This is a genomic window from Actinoplanes sp. NPDC049265, from assembly GCF_043197135.1.
Lineage (GTDB): Bacteria > Actinomycetota > Actinomycetes > Mycobacteriales > Micromonosporaceae > Actinoplanes.
Genome location: NZ_JBICSP010000026.1, coordinates 1 through 14,153, shown reverse-complemented (window position 1 = coordinate 14,153; position 14,153 = coordinate 1). Strand labels below are relative to the sequence as shown.

Sequence of the window (14,153 nt, the reverse complement as noted above, 5' to 3'; positions counted from 1 at the left end):
TCGATGGGGAGAGGTCGGCGGCTTGTTCGCGATCAGGCTGGTGAGCGAGGCGGGACAGCCCACCCGGGTGGTCCTGGTGGATGCGGCGGGCACACCGCTGGGTGGCGACGACGAGGTGGCGGCCTGGTGCCGGATCGCCGAGGGGCTGGGCGCGGCCGGGTCGATCGAGATGTTGCCGCGGCCGCTGCGTACCCCGGCCAAGGTGATCCTGGCCGGCCTGGGCGACGGCGACTACCGCCGGGCCGGCGCGGCCGTGGTCGCCGCGGTGCCCGGCGACGAGGAGATCCAGATCGTCGTGCCCGAGAGTGCGACCGCCGAGCAGGTGCGTGACCTGGCCGAGGGTGCCTGGTTCGCGGGCTATCGATTCCGTGAGGCGCCGGTCGGCCCACGCACGGCGGCGGTCGATCTGGTCACAACCCATGGCGGGTACGCCGATGCTCTCGACGCCGCGCGCTCGGTGGCCGAGGCCGTCTGGCTGGCCCGCGACCTGACCAACATGCCGTCGTCGACCAAGAACCCGGCCTGGTTCGCCGGCCAGGTGATCGCCGAGGCCGCCCGCCGCCCCGAGCTCACGGTGCACGTGCGGGAGCCGCGGCAACTGGCCGACGAGGGCTTCGGCGGCATCCTGGCCGTCGGCGGCGCGTCGGCCACCCCGCCGCGCCTGGTCGAGCTGCGCTGGCACCCGGACGACGCGACCCGGCACGTGGTCCTGATCGGCAAGGGCATCACCTTCGACACCGGCGGGATCTCGATCAAGACCCGCGAGGGCATGAAGCTGATGAAGAAGGACATGGGTGGCGCGGCGTCGGTGATCGCGGCCACCATGGCCGCGGCCGACCTGGAGCTTCCGGTACGGGTGACCGCCCTCGTCCCGCTGGCCGAGAACGCGGTCGGCGACGACGCCTACCGCCCCGGTGACGTGATCACCCACTACGACGGCACGACCAGCGAGACCACCAACTCGGACGCCGAGGGCCGGCTGGTCCTGGCCGACGCCCTGGGCTACGCGGTCCGCCGCCTCGAACCCGACGTGATCATCGACCTGGCCACCCTGACCGGGGCCAACGCGGTGGCGCTGGGCAAGGGGATGGCCGCCATGTACACCCACGACGACGAGCTGGCGGCGGCCCTGGTCGCGGCGGGCGAGGCGGCCGGCGAGGCGATGTGGCGGATGCCGCTGCCCGACGACTACGTCGAATACCTGCGTTCGGACATCGCCGACCGGCACAGCTCGCCGACGCAGGGTGGCGGCTCGGTGGTCGCCGCGCTCTACCTGCGCGAGTTCCTCGGCGACAAGGTCGACAGCTGGGCGCATTTCGACATGTCGGCGCCCTCGTGGTCCGACCGCACCGCCGGCGACCTGGTCAAGGGCGCCACCGGCTGGGGCGTCCGCACCCTGGTCCGATTCCTCGAAAATTGGTAGCCCCGCGCGGATACCGCTCTGCCCTACCACTGGCTCTTCTGGTGGTAGGGCGGGGACTAGCGGCGGACGGCGGCGAGTAGGCCGGCACCGACCGGGACCATCGCGGGGATCCAGTCCTCGGCCTCGCGCATGGTCTTGAGCAGGTCGCGGATGGTGACGGTCTCGGCGTCCCGGGCAGCCGGGTCGGAGATCCGGCCCCCGGCCAGCGTGCCGTTGATGACCAGCGTGCCGCCCGGGCGGAGCAGCCGCAGCGCCGCCTCCGCACAGGACGTGAACTCGGCCGGGTCGGAGTCGACGAAGACCAGGTCGTACACGCGGTCGGCGAGCCGGGGGAGCACGTCCAGGGCCCGGCCGGCGATGATCCGGGTCCGCGACGGGGTGAAACCGGCCTCGACGAAGATCCGGCGGGCGATGCGCTGGTGCTCACCTTCCACGTCGATGGTGGTCAGCACGCCGTCGGCGCGCATGCCACGGAGGAGCCAGGTGCCGCTCACGCCCGTACCCGTGCCGATCTCCACCACCGCCTTGGCGCTCCCCGCCGCCGCCAGCAGGCGCAGCACCGAGCCCGCGCCGGGCGAGACCGGATCGAGGGCCAGTTCCGCGGCCAGGGCACGCGCGGTCCGCAGGACGACGTCCTCGGCGGCGTACGCCTCGGCGAACGCCCGGCTCTGATCCGGCATATCGGACGAACGGGCTGCGGTGACGATGTCGACCCCCTCGAGGCGGGATGCGCGACCCGGAACCGGTGCACATCGGGTATGAGAGTAGAAGTGATGCTTGCGGAGCGCGCACCGGGCCGTCGATGCCTGAACGGTCCGGCCGATCCGTGTCATCCTGGAGCCGGGGAGAGCGCGGGACGCTCCCGCGGACTGATGGAGGCATCGACGTGACCGACGGCCGATCACCGTGGTGGAACGGTGACGCCAGGCAGGACCCGTGGCGAGACCCGTACGCTCCGTCGGCCGTGGTGATTCCTCCACCGATCAACAACGGTCCGCCACCGGAGGTCATCCCCAATCCGGACGGCCCCCGTCGCGGTTTCGGCCTGATCCTGCTGATCTGTCTGATCGTCGCGCTGCTGGCCGGCGGCCTGGGCGGCACCCTCGGCTACGTCTTCGCCACCCGGTCCGGCGTCGGCGGCGGCGCCACCACGCTCGGCGCTGCGCCGCAGCCGGCGCCCGGGGCCGTCCAGCGCGCCCCCGAGTCGCTGGCCGGCGTGGCCAAGCAGGTCACACCCAGCGTGGTCACCGTGCGGGTCACCGGGGCGATCGGGTCCGGCTTCGTGGTCTCCGCCGACGGTTACGTGATCACCAACGACCATGTCGTCGAGGGCGCCGGCAACGGCGTCATGTCGGTCGCCTTCTCGGACGGCTCGACCGCCTCGGCCAAGCTGGTCGGTCGCGACCCCGAGTCGGACATCGCGGTCATCAAGGTGGCCAAGTCCGGGCTGCCCGCGATCAAGTTCGGCAACTCCGACGAGATCGCCGTCGGTGACCCGGTGCTGGCCTTCGGCTCGCCGCTCGCCCTGGTCAACACCGTCACCTCGGGCATCGTGAGCGCCCTGGACCGCACCATCCAGGCGGGCGAGCCGGGCGGCACCACCCGCTACTACGCGGCCATCCAGACCGACGCCGCGGTGAACCAGGGCAACTCGGGCGGCCCGCTGGTCGACGCGTCCGGCCGGGTGATCGGCGTCAACTCGGTGATCCGCTCGGTCGGCGCGACCGACACCGAGGCGGGCAACATCGGCCTCGCCTTCGCCATCCCGATCAACCAGGCCCGCCGGGTCGCCGAGGACATCATCGACACCGGCAAGGCCCGCCGGACGGTGATCGGCGCCGAGGTCAACACCGGCACCGCGAGCGGCACCGGCAGCGGCGGCTCGGGGGCGCGGCTGCGCTCGGTCAACGCGGCCGGCCCGGCCGCCGCCGCCGGTCTCAAGGCCGGCGACGTGGTCACCAAGCTCGACGGGCACGTGCTGGAGGACGGCACCGACCTGATCGCCCTGGTCCGCAAATACGCTCCGGGGGCTACGGTGGCCGTCGAGTACCGGCGCGGCAGCAAGGCCGAGACGACCTCGGTGACGTTGGCCGCCGACGCGAAATAGCCGATGCACAGCTTTCGTGCGTAGGCTGGCGCGCGGGATCGTTCTGGGGAGGCCCGGGTGTTCGAGAACCTCAACTGGTGGGAGATCGGCGCGCTGCTGATGCTCGCGTTGCTGATCTTCGGTGAGCGGCTGCCCAAGGTGATCGGCGACGGCCTGCGGCTGCTGCGCCAGCTGCGGGCGATGGCGCAGAACGCGACCTCCGATCTCAGCCGTGAGCTGGGCACCGACATTCAGCTGCAGGATCTGCACCCGAAGGCGTTCATCCGCAAGCACATCATGAGCGAGGACGACGAGCAGGCGCTCCGCAAGCCGCTCCAGGGCCTCTTCGAGGACGTGAAGAACGACCTCAACGACGTGAAGAACGCCGCCGACATCCGCTCGGCGGAAAAGCCGGCCCCGGTCGCGGAACCGGCCGCCCCCAAGAAGCGGTCCTTCGACCTGGACGCTACCTAGTCGTCACGCTCAGCCCGAGCGGCTTGCCGACCAGCGACTCACGCCGGACGGCGAGCTTGGCCGCCACCGCGTCGAGCGCCTGCGCGGCCGGGGCCTCCGGAGCCTCCAGCACGATCGGGAGCCCGGCGTCGCCTGCCTCCCGCACCCGGGTGTCCAGCGGCACCTGACCCAGCAGCGGCACCGAGGCGCCGACGGTCTTGGTCAGCGAGTCGGCCACGGTCTGCCCGCCGCCCGTGCCGAAGACCTCCATTCGCGAGCCGTCCGGCAGTTCCAGCCACGACATGTTCTCGATCACGCCGACCAGGCGCTGGTGGGTCTGCAGGGCGATCGCCCCGGCCCGCTCGGCCACCTCGGCCGCCGCCGTCTGCGGGGTGGTCACCACCAGGATCTCGGCGTTGGGCAGCAGCTGGGCCAGCGAGATGGCCACGTCGCCGGTGCCCGGCGGCAGGTCGAGCAGTAGCACGTCCAGGTCGCCCCAGTAGACGTCGGCCAGGAACTGCTGCAACGCGCGGTGCAGCATGGGCCCGCGCCAGACCACGGCGGCGTTGCCCGCGGTGAACATGCCGATCGAGATCACCTTCACGCCGTGCGACTGCGGCGGCATGATCATGTCTTCCACCCGGGTCGGCCGGCCCTCGACGCCCAGCATCCGCGGCACCGAGTGCCCGTAGATGTCGGCGTCGACCACGCCCACCGAAAGGCCCCGCTTGGCCAGGGCCGCGGCCAGGTTGACGGTGACGCTCGACTTGCCGACCCCGCCCTTGCCGCTGGCCACCGCGTACACCCTGGTCCGGGAACCGGGCTGGGCGAACGGAATGACCGGCTCGGCCGCGCCGCCGCCCCGCAGCTGCTGTTGCAGCGACTTGCGTTGCTCCTCGCTCATCACGCCGAAGTCGACGCTCACGCCGGTGATCCCCGGTATCGCGGTGAGGGCGGCGGTGATGTCGTTGTTCAGCTTGTCGCGCAGCGGGCAGCCGGCCACGGTGAGCAGCAGCTCGACCTTGACCAGCCCGGCGGCGACGGTGAAACCCTTGACCATGCCGAGCTCGGTGATCGGCCGGCGGATCTCGGGGTCGTCGACGGTCGCCAGGGCGGCCTGGATCGCTTCCTCGACGGTGGGGGCGGGAGCAGACATGCCACTGAGCTTACGTCGGCGTCAGGTGTGGTCCGCGTCCCACTCGTCGTCGGGCTTGTCCTCGTCCTCGGCCTTCTTCCGGCCGACCTTGCGCGCCCGCTTCTCCCGTCGCGCCGCCGCCTCGTCCAGCTCGCCGGCCAGCCGGGCCAGCTCCGACCGCAGATAGTCCCGGGTCGCCACCTCGCCCACGGCGATCCGCAGCGAGGCGATCTCGCGGGCCAGGTATTCGGTGTCCGCCTTCTGCTGGGCGGCCCGACGGCGGTCCTCCTCCATGGCCAGGCGGTCCCGGTCGGTCTGGCGGTTCTGGGCCAGCAGGATCAGCGGCGCCGCGTAGGAGGCCTGCAAGGACAAGATCAAGGTCAGGAACGTGAAGGTGTACGGGTCGAAGCGCAGATCCTTCGGCGCCAGAGTGTTCCAGGCGAACCAGGCGCCGATCACCAGCGTCATGTAGACGATGAAGTTGGCCGTACCCATGTATCGGGCGATGCTCTCCGACCAGCGGCCGAACGCCTCGGCGTCGAACCGGGGCAGGCGTACCCGGCCCGGCTCGACCGGCTGATCCAGCCGGTCCCTGCGCGGCTCGGTCATGACGTTTCCTCAGCCCCGGGCAAAATCCCCTGCTCGGCCTCCTGCGCGTCGCGGTCCCGCCAGTCCCGGGGCAGCGAGTGGTCGAGCACGTCGTCGACGGTCACCGCGCCGACCAGGCGGTGGCTGTTGTCCACCACCGGCATGGCCACCATGTCGTAGGTCGCCATCCGCCGGGTGATGTCCTTCAGGTCGTGGTCCGGGTGCAGGGGGTCGATGTCGTTGACGACCAGACCGCCGAGCAGCGAGGCGGGCGGCTCCCGCAGCAGTCGCTGGAAGTGGACCATGCCCAGATATTTCCCGCTCGGCGTGGCGCTCGGTGCCCGGGCCACGAACACCTGCGCGGCCACCACCGGCGGCAGCTCCGGCTCCCGGATCCGGGCCAGCGCCTCGGCCACCGTCGCGTCCGGCGTCATGATCACCGGCTCGGAGGTCATCACCGAACCCGCCGTGCCCTTGGTATAGCTCATCAGCTGCCGGACCGGCTCCGACTCCTCCGGCTCCATCAGGTCCAGCAGCAGCGTCTGCTCGGCCTGCGGCAGCTCGGCCAGCAGGTCGGCCGCGTCATCCGGTTCCATCCGCTCCAGCACGTCGGCGGCCCGTTCCCGATCCAGCTTGATCAGGATCTCCACCTGGTCGTGCTCGGGCAGCTCTTCGAGAACATCGGCGAGGGTACGGTCGCTCAGCGCCGCCGCCACCTCGTCGCGCCGTGCGTCCGGCAGGTCCTGCAGGGCGTTGGCCATGTCGGCCGGGCGCATCTGCTCCAGCAGCGCCACCAGGTTGGCCGAGCCCTGCGTGTCGGTCGGGCCGATCAGCCCGCGTACCCGCTCGGTCTCGGCCTGAAAAACATGCCCGCGCCGGGTCAGCCGCCCGGTGTGCTCGCGCACCGCCACCCGGGTGACCAGCCACTCGTTGTTCCGGTTCAGCTCCATGCCCAGGTCGACCACGCTGCCCGCGGTCTCCTCGGGTTCGATCGTGACCCGCCGGTCGAGCAGGTCCTCGATGACCAGCAGCTCGTTCGGCCGTTTCTCGAAGCGGCGCAGGTTGAGTGTGCCGGTGGACAGCACCACCGCCTCGGCGTCCATGGTCGTCACCCGCCCGATCGGCAGGAAGATCCGCCGGCGCAGCGCCATCTCGGCCACCAGCCCGACCACCTGCGGCGGCCGGTTCGTGGTCCGCAGCCGCACCACGGAGTCGCGTATCCGCCCCACCCGGTCGCCGTTGGGGTCGAAAACGGGCAGCGCCGCGAGCCGCGCCAGATAAACCCTCGTCCCCATGCTCACGCCCCCACACTAGGGCATGACGTGTGGGTCAACCGGGGCTGCGGAGGGCCCAGAGCGCGCCTGACGGCGGCCGCGAGCGCCCACCTACAACACCGGTCTGAGCGTGCTCCGCGGCCGACGTCAGCCACCCTCTGGACCCCGCCTCGCTCCCGGCTGACCCATACGCCATGCCCTGCGCTTGGGTTAGTGTCCGGGCATGTCCACCGTGGCGTACGAGATCGTCGACGTCTTCACCGATCGCCCCTTCGCCGGCAACCCCCTAGCCGTGGTCTTCGGCGCCGCCGCCCTCGCGGGCGACCAGATGCAGGCGCTGGCCCGGGAGTTCAACCTCTCCGAGACGGTGTTCCTGCTGCCCAGCTCGACGGCCACCTACCGGGCGCGCATCTTCACGCCCGAGGCCGAGCTGCCCTTCGCCGGCCACCCCAGCGTGGGCGCGGTGGTCACCGGAATGCGCCGCGGGCTGTTCCCGGCGGGCCAGGTGGTGCAGGAGTGCCAGGCCGGGCTGCTGCCGATCACTGTGACCGAGGCCGGCGAGGCCACGCTGACCGGCGGACAGCCCACGCTGGGCGACCCGCTCGACCCGGCGCCGCTGCTCGGGCTGGTCGGATTGACCGCGGCCGACCACGCCGGCCCGGCGCCGAGGACCGCCGGGTGCGGTCTGGATTTCACCTACCTTCCGGTACGCCGGGAAGCACTGGCCCGGGCCACGGTGCCGCTGAGCGGCGAGGTGCCGATGATCAGCGTGTTCGCCTGGTCGGCGCCGGCGGCGTACGCGCGGGTGTTCTGCCCCGGCGTGTCGGTCCCGGAGGACCCGGCCACCGGCTCGGCGTCCCTGGGTCTGGGCGTCTACCTGACGGCGTGCGGGTGGCTGCCGGCCGACGGGAGCAGCTCGTACACGGTCCACCAGGGCGCGGAGATGGGCCGCCCGTCGCTGTTGCAGTGCACGGTGACGGCTGAGTCCGGCACGGTGACCGCGACGACGGTACGCGGCCACGTCGTATCGATCGCCAAGGGCGAGATCGCCGTGCCGCCCTTCATCGGATAGGAGGCCTGGGCCCTTCCCGCGGTCTCGTTTCACGCCTGGCGTCGGCGGGCGTGGTCTCGTTCACGCCCAGCGGCGGCGGACGCGGTTCCTTCCACGCCTCGCGTCGGCCGGCGCGGTCTCGTTTCACGCCCGCCGGCGGACGTGGTCTCGTTTCACGCTCAGCGGCGGCGGACACGGTGCAGGCGGAACGGCCGCCGCACCTCGACCCGGGCCGGTGTCTCGCGGGGCGTCGCCGCACCCGAGGCATCCGGCAGGTCGGGCGAGGTCGTCGCCACTTCCTCGGCCGGGGTGAGCCGGACGACCGCGCAGTCGTCCCTGGCCCAGCGCGCGACCTGCTCCTCAGCTGTACCGGAGGCGTTCAGGCGCTTGTTCGCCAGCTGCGGCGCGACGGTGTCCCACTCCTCGGTGCCCGGTCGCAGGCGACTGACGACGGCATCCCAGACGACGATCAGCCCGCCGGTGTCGCCCCGCAGCCGGACGCTCGCCCGTGCCGCCTCGCCCAGCCCCGGCGCCGCCTGCTCGCCCGGCCCGCTGACGACGATGAGCGTCCCGTCGAGCGGCAGGCACCAGAGCCCACGCGCCGCCCCGCCATCCACCGAAACCCAGGCGATGGCGGCCTTCTTCAGCGCCTCGTCAAGAACAGCCGACCCCACCGGCCCATCCTCCCACGCCCTCGGACCCACACGCCTTCCGTCCCGCCGCGCCACCGCCACCGCCATCCCGGGGCCATGCCATCAGCCGAGGGCCCGTGCCGCCACAACGTGGCCCGAGAGCCCGTACGACGGCACCAACTCACCCTCTGTTCATGCAGCATGCATCCCGAAACTCAAGCCGGAACAGGCACGCGGTCCAGCAGCCGGATCAGATCGGTCAGCGAATCCACACTCGGCCCGGCAAAGCTCGTATCCCGATCGAAGACCAGATGATCAGCCAGATCCGGAGCGCTCAGCCGCACCGCCGTCATGCCGACCGCCGCCGCCCCGGTCAGTTCCCGGCTCCCACCGTCGCCCACATAGACGCACTCCTCCGCGCGTACCCCCAGCCTCTCGCAGGCCGTCAGGTAGATCCGCGGATCGGGCTTGCACACGCCGACCTCGACCGAGAACACGCTGGCGTCGAGCAGTCCGGCCACCGGCAGGCTGGGCAGGAAGGCCGGCAGTTCGTGCGTACAGTCGCTGATCACGGCGGTCGACAGACCGCGCGTACGCAAAGCCGTGAGCGCGCTCACCGCGTCGGGCCGCAGCCGGGTGTCGGCCCGCAGCGCGTCGACCCGGGCCGGCACCGCCGCCTGCAGCTGGGCCGGCTTCGGGTGGCCGCCGGCCTGCTCGGACACCCACCGTAGGGTGGCTTCGGCGGATCCGAACGTGCCTTTCGCCCGCGAGTGGAAGGTGCGGTCCAGGACATGGCGGATCACTTCAGGGTCGCAGCCCAGGTTGCGGGCTATCTCGGCGTGCTGGGGCCCGCGCTGGACGCTGCGGGTCAGCGTGCCGAAGAAGTCGAAGATGACCGCACGTAACGCGGACACAGTGCACCAGCCTCCAAGGCATCGATGTTGATGAGCGGAGGGGAGCGTAACGAGCTCTTCACTTTCCGCTCAACAGGGGTCAACAAACTGTGACGTGCAATATGCAAATTGCGACGCCGAGGGATGAATATGCGTTCAAACCGCGCATTGCTCACCGGAGGAGCGCTGGCGACCGCGGTGCTCGCGGTGTCATCGTCGGCACCGTTGATCGCTTTCGCGGCCGCTCCGGCGCTGGCCATCGCCTTCTGGCGTAACGCTCTGTCAGCAGCCGTCCTGACGCCGGTCACGCTCGGTCCCCGCCGCGGCGAGTTCCGTGGCCTACTGCGCGGCGAGCATCGCGACGGCCTGTTCTGCGTCCTGGCCGGGGTGGCACTGGCGGTGCACTTCGCGACCTGGATGCCGAGCGTGCAGCTGGGCTCGGTGGCGACGGCCACCGCGCTGGTCGCCACCCAGCCGGTGTGGCAGGGCCTGATCGCCGCGGCGCAGGGCCGTCGCCCGTCCCGCGCCGCCTGGGCGGGGATCGCGCTGGCGGTGGCCGGTGCGGCCTGGGCCACCGGCGCCGACGTGACTGTCTCGGGCCGGGCCGTACTGGCCGACGTGCTGGCGCTGATCGGTGGCATGGCGGCCGCCGTCTACACCGCGCTGGGCGAGCGCGTGCGCGCCCGCACCAGCACGACCACCTACACCTGGGCGTGCTACGGCACCTGCGCGGTGGTCCTGCTGGTCGTCTGTCTCACTCTGCGAACCCCACTGCGCGGGTACGCCGTGAGCACCTGGCTGGCCATCCTCGCGGTGGTGGCGGGCGCCCAGCTCCTGGGGCATTCGATGTTCAACTACGCCTTGCAGCACACCTCGGCCACCACGGTCAGCGTCCTGATCCTGCTGGAGACCCCCGGCGCCGCCCTGCCCGGCCTTTTCCTGCTCCTGGCCGGCGTAGCGGTCGTGGTCCTGGGCTCCCGCCGCCCGTCCACCCGCCGCCCTCCGTCCGCCTCCCTGACCGAGACCGCCGACCCCACCCCCTGACCCCCCCCAGCCCCACCCCTGACCCCCAGCCGCGCCCCCAGTGTCAGCCCAGCGCACCGCCCCAGCCGTAGTGGTAGCCCAGCGCGCCGTTCCGGCCTCGGATACCGCCCGGGCCTACCGCTGCCAGTAGCGGTGGCAGCCCGGCGTGCTGTTCCGCTCCCGGCTGCCACTCCTGCGGCAGTGGTAGCCCAGCGCGCCGTCCCGCCTACGAATACCGCCCGGGGCTACCGCTGTCAGCAGCGGTGGTAGCCCAGCGTGCTGTTCCGGCCTCGAAGACCGCCCGGGGCTACCACTTTCGGTAGCGGTGGTAGGTCAGCGCGGTGGTGCCGGTCAGTAGTCGAAGGGGCTCGCGCTGTCCGGGCTGCTGGCGATCGCGAACACGATGACCGCCAGCACGACCATGGCGATCATCGTGGCCACCCAGCCGACGATGATCCCGGCCAGGGCCATGCCGCTGCCGCTGGTGCCGTTCCGGCGGATCCGGCGCTGTGCCACGTGACCGAGGACCGCTCCGACGACGCCGATCAGTCCGCCGAACCCGGAGCCGCACAGCGCACCCGGCACGGCGATGCAGGAGATCACCAGCGAGGCGATGGCCAGCCCCTCGGCCGGCGGCTTCAGCGTCGAGCCGTAGCCCTGGCTGTACGGGCTCCCGTACCCATAGTCGTGGACCTGCGGCTGCGTGTAAGGCGGCGGCTGTTGCTGGTAGGGCGCCGGCGCGTACGGGTTGTCCGGCACGTAGTTCTGCGGCGGCTGGTACGGCTGGATCGGCTCGGGCGACGGAACCGGTCCGCCGGGGCCGGGCGGCGGGGATGGGGGATAGGTCATTCGCGTTCTCCGTCCGGCCGTGCGTGTCGTCGGCCAGGATAGACAGGGCTGTCATCCGTGGTTGCCCTCGAGAGCCACCCGAACGGCGGCACGTGGACCCCGATGTTTGCCCCCAAAGGGCCGACCGGGCAGGATCGCCGCATGGTCGTCGACGCCCGCTCGCACAGCGGCAGCCGGTCGAGGCGTGCTGACTCGCGCCCCGCGGCTGGTCACGACCCCGCACCACCGCGGCGCGGCCGAGAGGGCTCGCACCGCACGACCGCAGCACGGGCGTGAAAGCCCACCACCGCAGCACGGGCGTGAGTGCCCAGCACCGCAACATCGCGGCGCGGGCGTGAAGGCCCACACCACCGCACCACGGGCGTGAAAGCCCAGCACCGCAAGACCGCACCACGGGCGTGAAAGCCCAGCACCGCACCATGACCGCGACCAGTGCCGAGACGCCGGAGGCCGAGATGGCTGCCCACCAGCCCGACAACGAGCCGGAAGAAGCGCCTGTCACCCTGCGGCTGGACGGCAAGGTCGCGCTGGTCACCGGCGCCGGCAGCCCGGACGGCATCGGGTACGCGACCGCACGTCGACTGCGCAACCTGGGTGCCCGGGTGGCGATCGTGTCGACCACCCGGCGCATCCACGAGCGTGCCTCCGAGCTGGGAGTGACCGGTTTTGTCGCCGACCTGACCGACGAGTCCGAGGTCGGCGCCCTGGCCGACGCGATCGCCGACTCGCTCGGTGACGTCGAGGTGCTGGTGAACAACGCCGGCCTGGCGAGCCGGGCCAGCCCCGAGGTGCTGCGTCCGGTGGCGCAGCTCACCTATGACGAGTGGCGTTCCGAGATCGACCGCAACCTGAGCACCGCGTTCCTGGTCAGCCGCGCCTTCGTGGGCGGCATGGCCGAGCAGGGCTGGGGCCGGATCGTGAACCTGGCGGCCACCGCCGGTGCGGTGAACGCGCTGCCCACCGAGGCCGCCTACGCCGCCGCGAAGGCCGGCGTGGTCGGCCTGACCCGGGCGCTGGCCATGGAGTTGGTCGCCGACGGAGTGAACGTCAACGCGGTGGCGCCGGGCACGATCTACACCGCGGCGTCGACGGTGACGGAGATCAAGCAGGGTCTGGGTACGCCGATAGGCCGCCCGGGCACCCCGGACGAGGTCGCCGCCGCGATCGCTTTCCTCTGCTCGCCGGCCGCGTCCTACATCACCGGCCAGATGCTGGTGGTGGACGGCGGCAACAGCGTGCGCGAGGCGGAGTTCCGCTGACCGTCCCCGTCCGGACGGATGCCGGTCGGCCGAAGCCCGATGGGGGCGCGGCCGACCGGGCCGGCGATCAAGGGCGGCGTGGTTCAGCGAGCCCGGCCGGGTGAGCGACCGGAGGCCGCGTGGCGTGGTTCAGCGAGCGCTGCCACAGCACGCGGCCTCGACCGGCCGGCGACCCGTCAGAAGTCGCCGGAGCTGCTGACGCCGACGGCGATCAGGATGGCGTAGAGCGCGCACAGCGCCACCGAGAGACCGGTGAAGATGTAGCCGAGCCAGAGCCCGGCCGTGGCCAGTCCCTCGCCCTGCTCGCCGGTCTGGCGGATCTGCTTCTTGGCCATGTGGCCCAGGACGATCGCAGCCGGCGAGAAGACGAACGCGAACACGAGCGCCAGGATCGCCAGGGTGTTCGTGGTCGCCACCACGGGGCCGCCGTACGGCGGCGGGTACGACTGTTGCCCGTACTGTTCCTGCCCGTAGGACTGCTGGCCGTACGCCGGCGGTGGGTAGGGCTGGCCGCTGGACGGCGCGCCGTAGGGCTGGCCGCTGGACGGCGCACCGCTGGACGGCGTCGTGTACGGGTCCTGAGGGTACGAAGGCTGCTGCCCGTACGGCTGCTGCGGCTGATAGGGGTCGGGCGAGCCGCCAGGCGGCGGATAGGTCATGTCGTCCTCCTCGTTCCCGGGAACCGTACTGGTCCGGGGTGGTCGCGGGACACCCCGTTCCAGGTGTGTCCCGCAGCTGTGACGCTCTTGGGATGATCGATCAGGGCTGGCGGCTGAGCCCGGCGACGGCCCTCTCGACGGCCAGGCAGCGGTCCTCGACGTAGTCCAGCCCGGCCTCGGTCGCGATCCGCCGGGCCTCGGCCGACACGATCCCGGACTGCAACCACACGGCCGGAGCCTGGATGGCCACGGCTTGACGCACGATCTCGACGGCGTCGGCGGCCGGCCGGAAGATGTCGACCAGATCGACCGGCTCCCCGATGTCGGCCAGCGTGGGCACGGTCGGCACCCCGAACACCTCGTCGGCGAACGGGTTCACCGGGATGATCCGCCACCCGTGTCGCATCATCTGCAACGGCACGGAGTGCGCCGGCTTCCAGGACTCGCGCGAAGCGCCCACCACGGCGATGACCTCGGCGTCCCGAAGGATCTGTTCGGCGCTGCGCATGACTCGACTCTAGCGACGCCGCGCATCCCTTCCGGGTGCGGAGCGTCACAACGGCGCCGCCCGACCAAAACGCCCCGCCGCAAGAGAAGGACCGGAGGCGGCGCCCCCGAAGGACGCGGCGCCCCCGAAGGACGCGGCGCCCCCGAAGGACGCGGCGCCCCCGAAGGACGCGGCGCCCCCGAAGGACGCGGCGCCCCCGAAGGACGCGGCGCCCCCGAAGGACTCAGCGCCCCCGAAGGACGCGGCGCCCCCGAAGGACGCGGCGCCCCCGAAGGAACTCCGCGCCCCCGAAGGAACTCAGCGCCCCCGAAGGACGCGGC

General features: G+C 71.9%; 15 protein-coding genes. 6 read left to right on the top strand and 9 right to left on the bottom strand.

The genetic code is table 11. The annotated features are described in order from the left end of the window. Window positions 1-22: 22 nt before the first annotated feature. On the top strand, window positions 23-1,423 hold the full coding sequence (locus ACGFIO_RS39020) for a leucyl aminopeptidase family protein (protein ID WP_392834940.1): 1,401 nt from the start codon (window positions 23-25) through the stop codon (window positions 1,421-1,423). Between the two features lie 56 nt (window positions 1,424-1,479). On the opposite strand, the gene ACGFIO_RS39015 is transcribed toward ACGFIO_RS39020, so the two are convergent. Further along, on the bottom strand, window positions 1,480-2,103 hold the full coding sequence (locus ACGFIO_RS39015; RefSeq protein WP_392834938.1) for an O-methyltransferase: 624 nt from the start codon (window positions 2,101-2,103) through the stop codon (window positions 1,480-1,482). A gap of 206 nt (window positions 2,104-2,309) precedes the next feature. On the opposite strand from ACGFIO_RS39015, the gene ACGFIO_RS39010 reads away from it, so the two are divergent. Next, window positions 2,310-3,530, top strand: a complete 1,221-nt coding sequence (locus ACGFIO_RS39010) for a S1C family serine protease (protein ID WP_392834936.1) — start codon at window positions 2,310-2,312, stop codon at window positions 3,528-3,530. Window positions 3,531-3,587: 57 nt separating this feature from the next. Next, entirely contained in the window at window positions 3,588-3,983 is a 396-nt protein-coding gene (locus ACGFIO_RS39005; protein ID WP_392834933.1) for a preprotein translocase subunit TatB, read from the top strand. On the opposite strand, the gene ACGFIO_RS39000 is transcribed toward ACGFIO_RS39005, so the two are convergent. The 3 genes from ACGFIO_RS39000 to ACGFIO_RS38990 are packed head-to-tail and all read right to left on the bottom strand — an operon-like array spanning window position 3,976 to window position 6,986. Further along, a complete protein-coding gene (locus tag ACGFIO_RS39000; RefSeq protein ID WP_392834932.1) occupies window positions 3,976-5,118 on the bottom strand; it encodes an Mrp/NBP35 family ATP-binding protein in 1,143 nt (380 codons plus the stop codon). The genes ACGFIO_RS39005 and ACGFIO_RS39000 overlap by 8 nt on opposite strands. Window positions 5,119-5,139: 21 nt before the next feature. Continuing rightward, window positions 5,140-5,706 carry a DUF1003 domain-containing protein gene (locus ACGFIO_RS38995; protein WP_392834930.1) on the bottom strand — a complete coding sequence of 189 codons (567 nt, stop codon included), beginning with the start codon at window positions 5,704-5,706 and terminating at the stop codon, window positions 5,140-5,142. Further along, window positions 5,703-6,986, bottom strand: coding sequence for a magnesium transporter MgtE N-terminal domain-containing protein (locus ACGFIO_RS38990; RefSeq protein ID WP_392834927.1), 1,284 nt, complete (start codon window positions 6,984-6,986; stop codon window positions 5,703-5,705). Before ACGFIO_RS38990 ends, ACGFIO_RS38995 begins: the two co-directional genes overlap by 4 nt. Window positions 6,987-7,182: 196 nt before the next feature. On the opposite strand from ACGFIO_RS38990, the gene ACGFIO_RS38985 reads away from it, so the two are divergent. Then, window positions 7,183-8,031: a PhzF family phenazine biosynthesis protein gene (locus ACGFIO_RS38985; protein WP_392834925.1), complete on the top strand. Its 849-nt coding sequence runs from the start codon at window positions 7,183-7,185 to the stop codon at window positions 8,029-8,031. A gap of 158 nt (window positions 8,032-8,189) precedes the next feature. Here ACGFIO_RS38985 and ACGFIO_RS38980 read toward each other — a convergent pair whose 3' ends face one another. Beyond that, the gene (locus tag ACGFIO_RS38980; protein WP_392834922.1) at window positions 8,190-8,750 is read right to left on the bottom strand and encodes a hypothetical protein; all 561 of its coding nucleotides are present in this window, start codon (window positions 8,748-8,750) and stop codon (window positions 8,190-8,192) included. A gap of 107 nt (window positions 8,751-8,857) precedes the next feature. Next, complete coding sequence (locus ACGFIO_RS38975) at window positions 8,858-9,556, bottom strand: HAD family hydrolase (RefSeq protein ID WP_392834920.1); 699 nt, start codon at window positions 9,554-9,556, stop codon at window positions 8,858-8,860. 123 nt (window positions 9,557-9,679) lie between these two features. On the opposite strand from ACGFIO_RS38975, the gene ACGFIO_RS38970 reads away from it, so the two are divergent. Then, complete coding sequence (locus ACGFIO_RS38970; protein WP_392834917.1) at window positions 9,680-10,579, top strand: DMT family transporter; 900 nt, start codon at window positions 9,680-9,682, stop codon at window positions 10,577-10,579. A 330-nt stretch (window positions 10,580-10,909) separates the two neighbouring features. Here ACGFIO_RS38970 and ACGFIO_RS38965 read toward each other — a convergent pair whose 3' ends face one another. Next, window positions 10,910-11,407: a DUF4190 domain-containing protein gene (locus ACGFIO_RS38965; protein ID WP_392834915.1), complete on the bottom strand. Its 498-nt coding sequence runs from the start codon at window positions 11,405-11,407 to the stop codon at window positions 10,910-10,912. A 455-nt stretch (window positions 11,408-11,862) separates the two neighbouring features. Between ACGFIO_RS38965 and ACGFIO_RS38960 the strand changes: the two genes are divergently transcribed. After that, a complete protein-coding gene (locus tag ACGFIO_RS38960; protein WP_392835186.1) occupies window positions 11,863-12,666 on the top strand; it encodes an SDR family NAD(P)-dependent oxidoreductase in 804 nt (267 codons plus the stop codon). A 176-nt stretch (window positions 12,667-12,842) separates the two neighbouring features. Here the strand turns inward: ACGFIO_RS38960 and ACGFIO_RS38955 are convergent, their stop codons facing one another. Both ACGFIO_RS38955 and ACGFIO_RS38950 read right to left on the bottom strand, forming a co-directional pair. Continuing rightward, a complete protein-coding gene (locus tag ACGFIO_RS38955) occupies window positions 12,843-13,325 on the bottom strand; it encodes a DUF4190 domain-containing protein (protein ID WP_392834913.1) in 483 nt (160 codons plus the stop codon). 100 nt (window positions 13,326-13,425) lie between these two features. Next, window positions 13,426-13,833: a CoA-binding protein gene (locus ACGFIO_RS38950; RefSeq protein WP_392834911.1), complete on the bottom strand. Its 408-nt coding sequence runs from the start codon at window positions 13,831-13,833 to the stop codon at window positions 13,426-13,428. Window positions 13,834-14,153 lie beyond the last annotated feature (320 nt).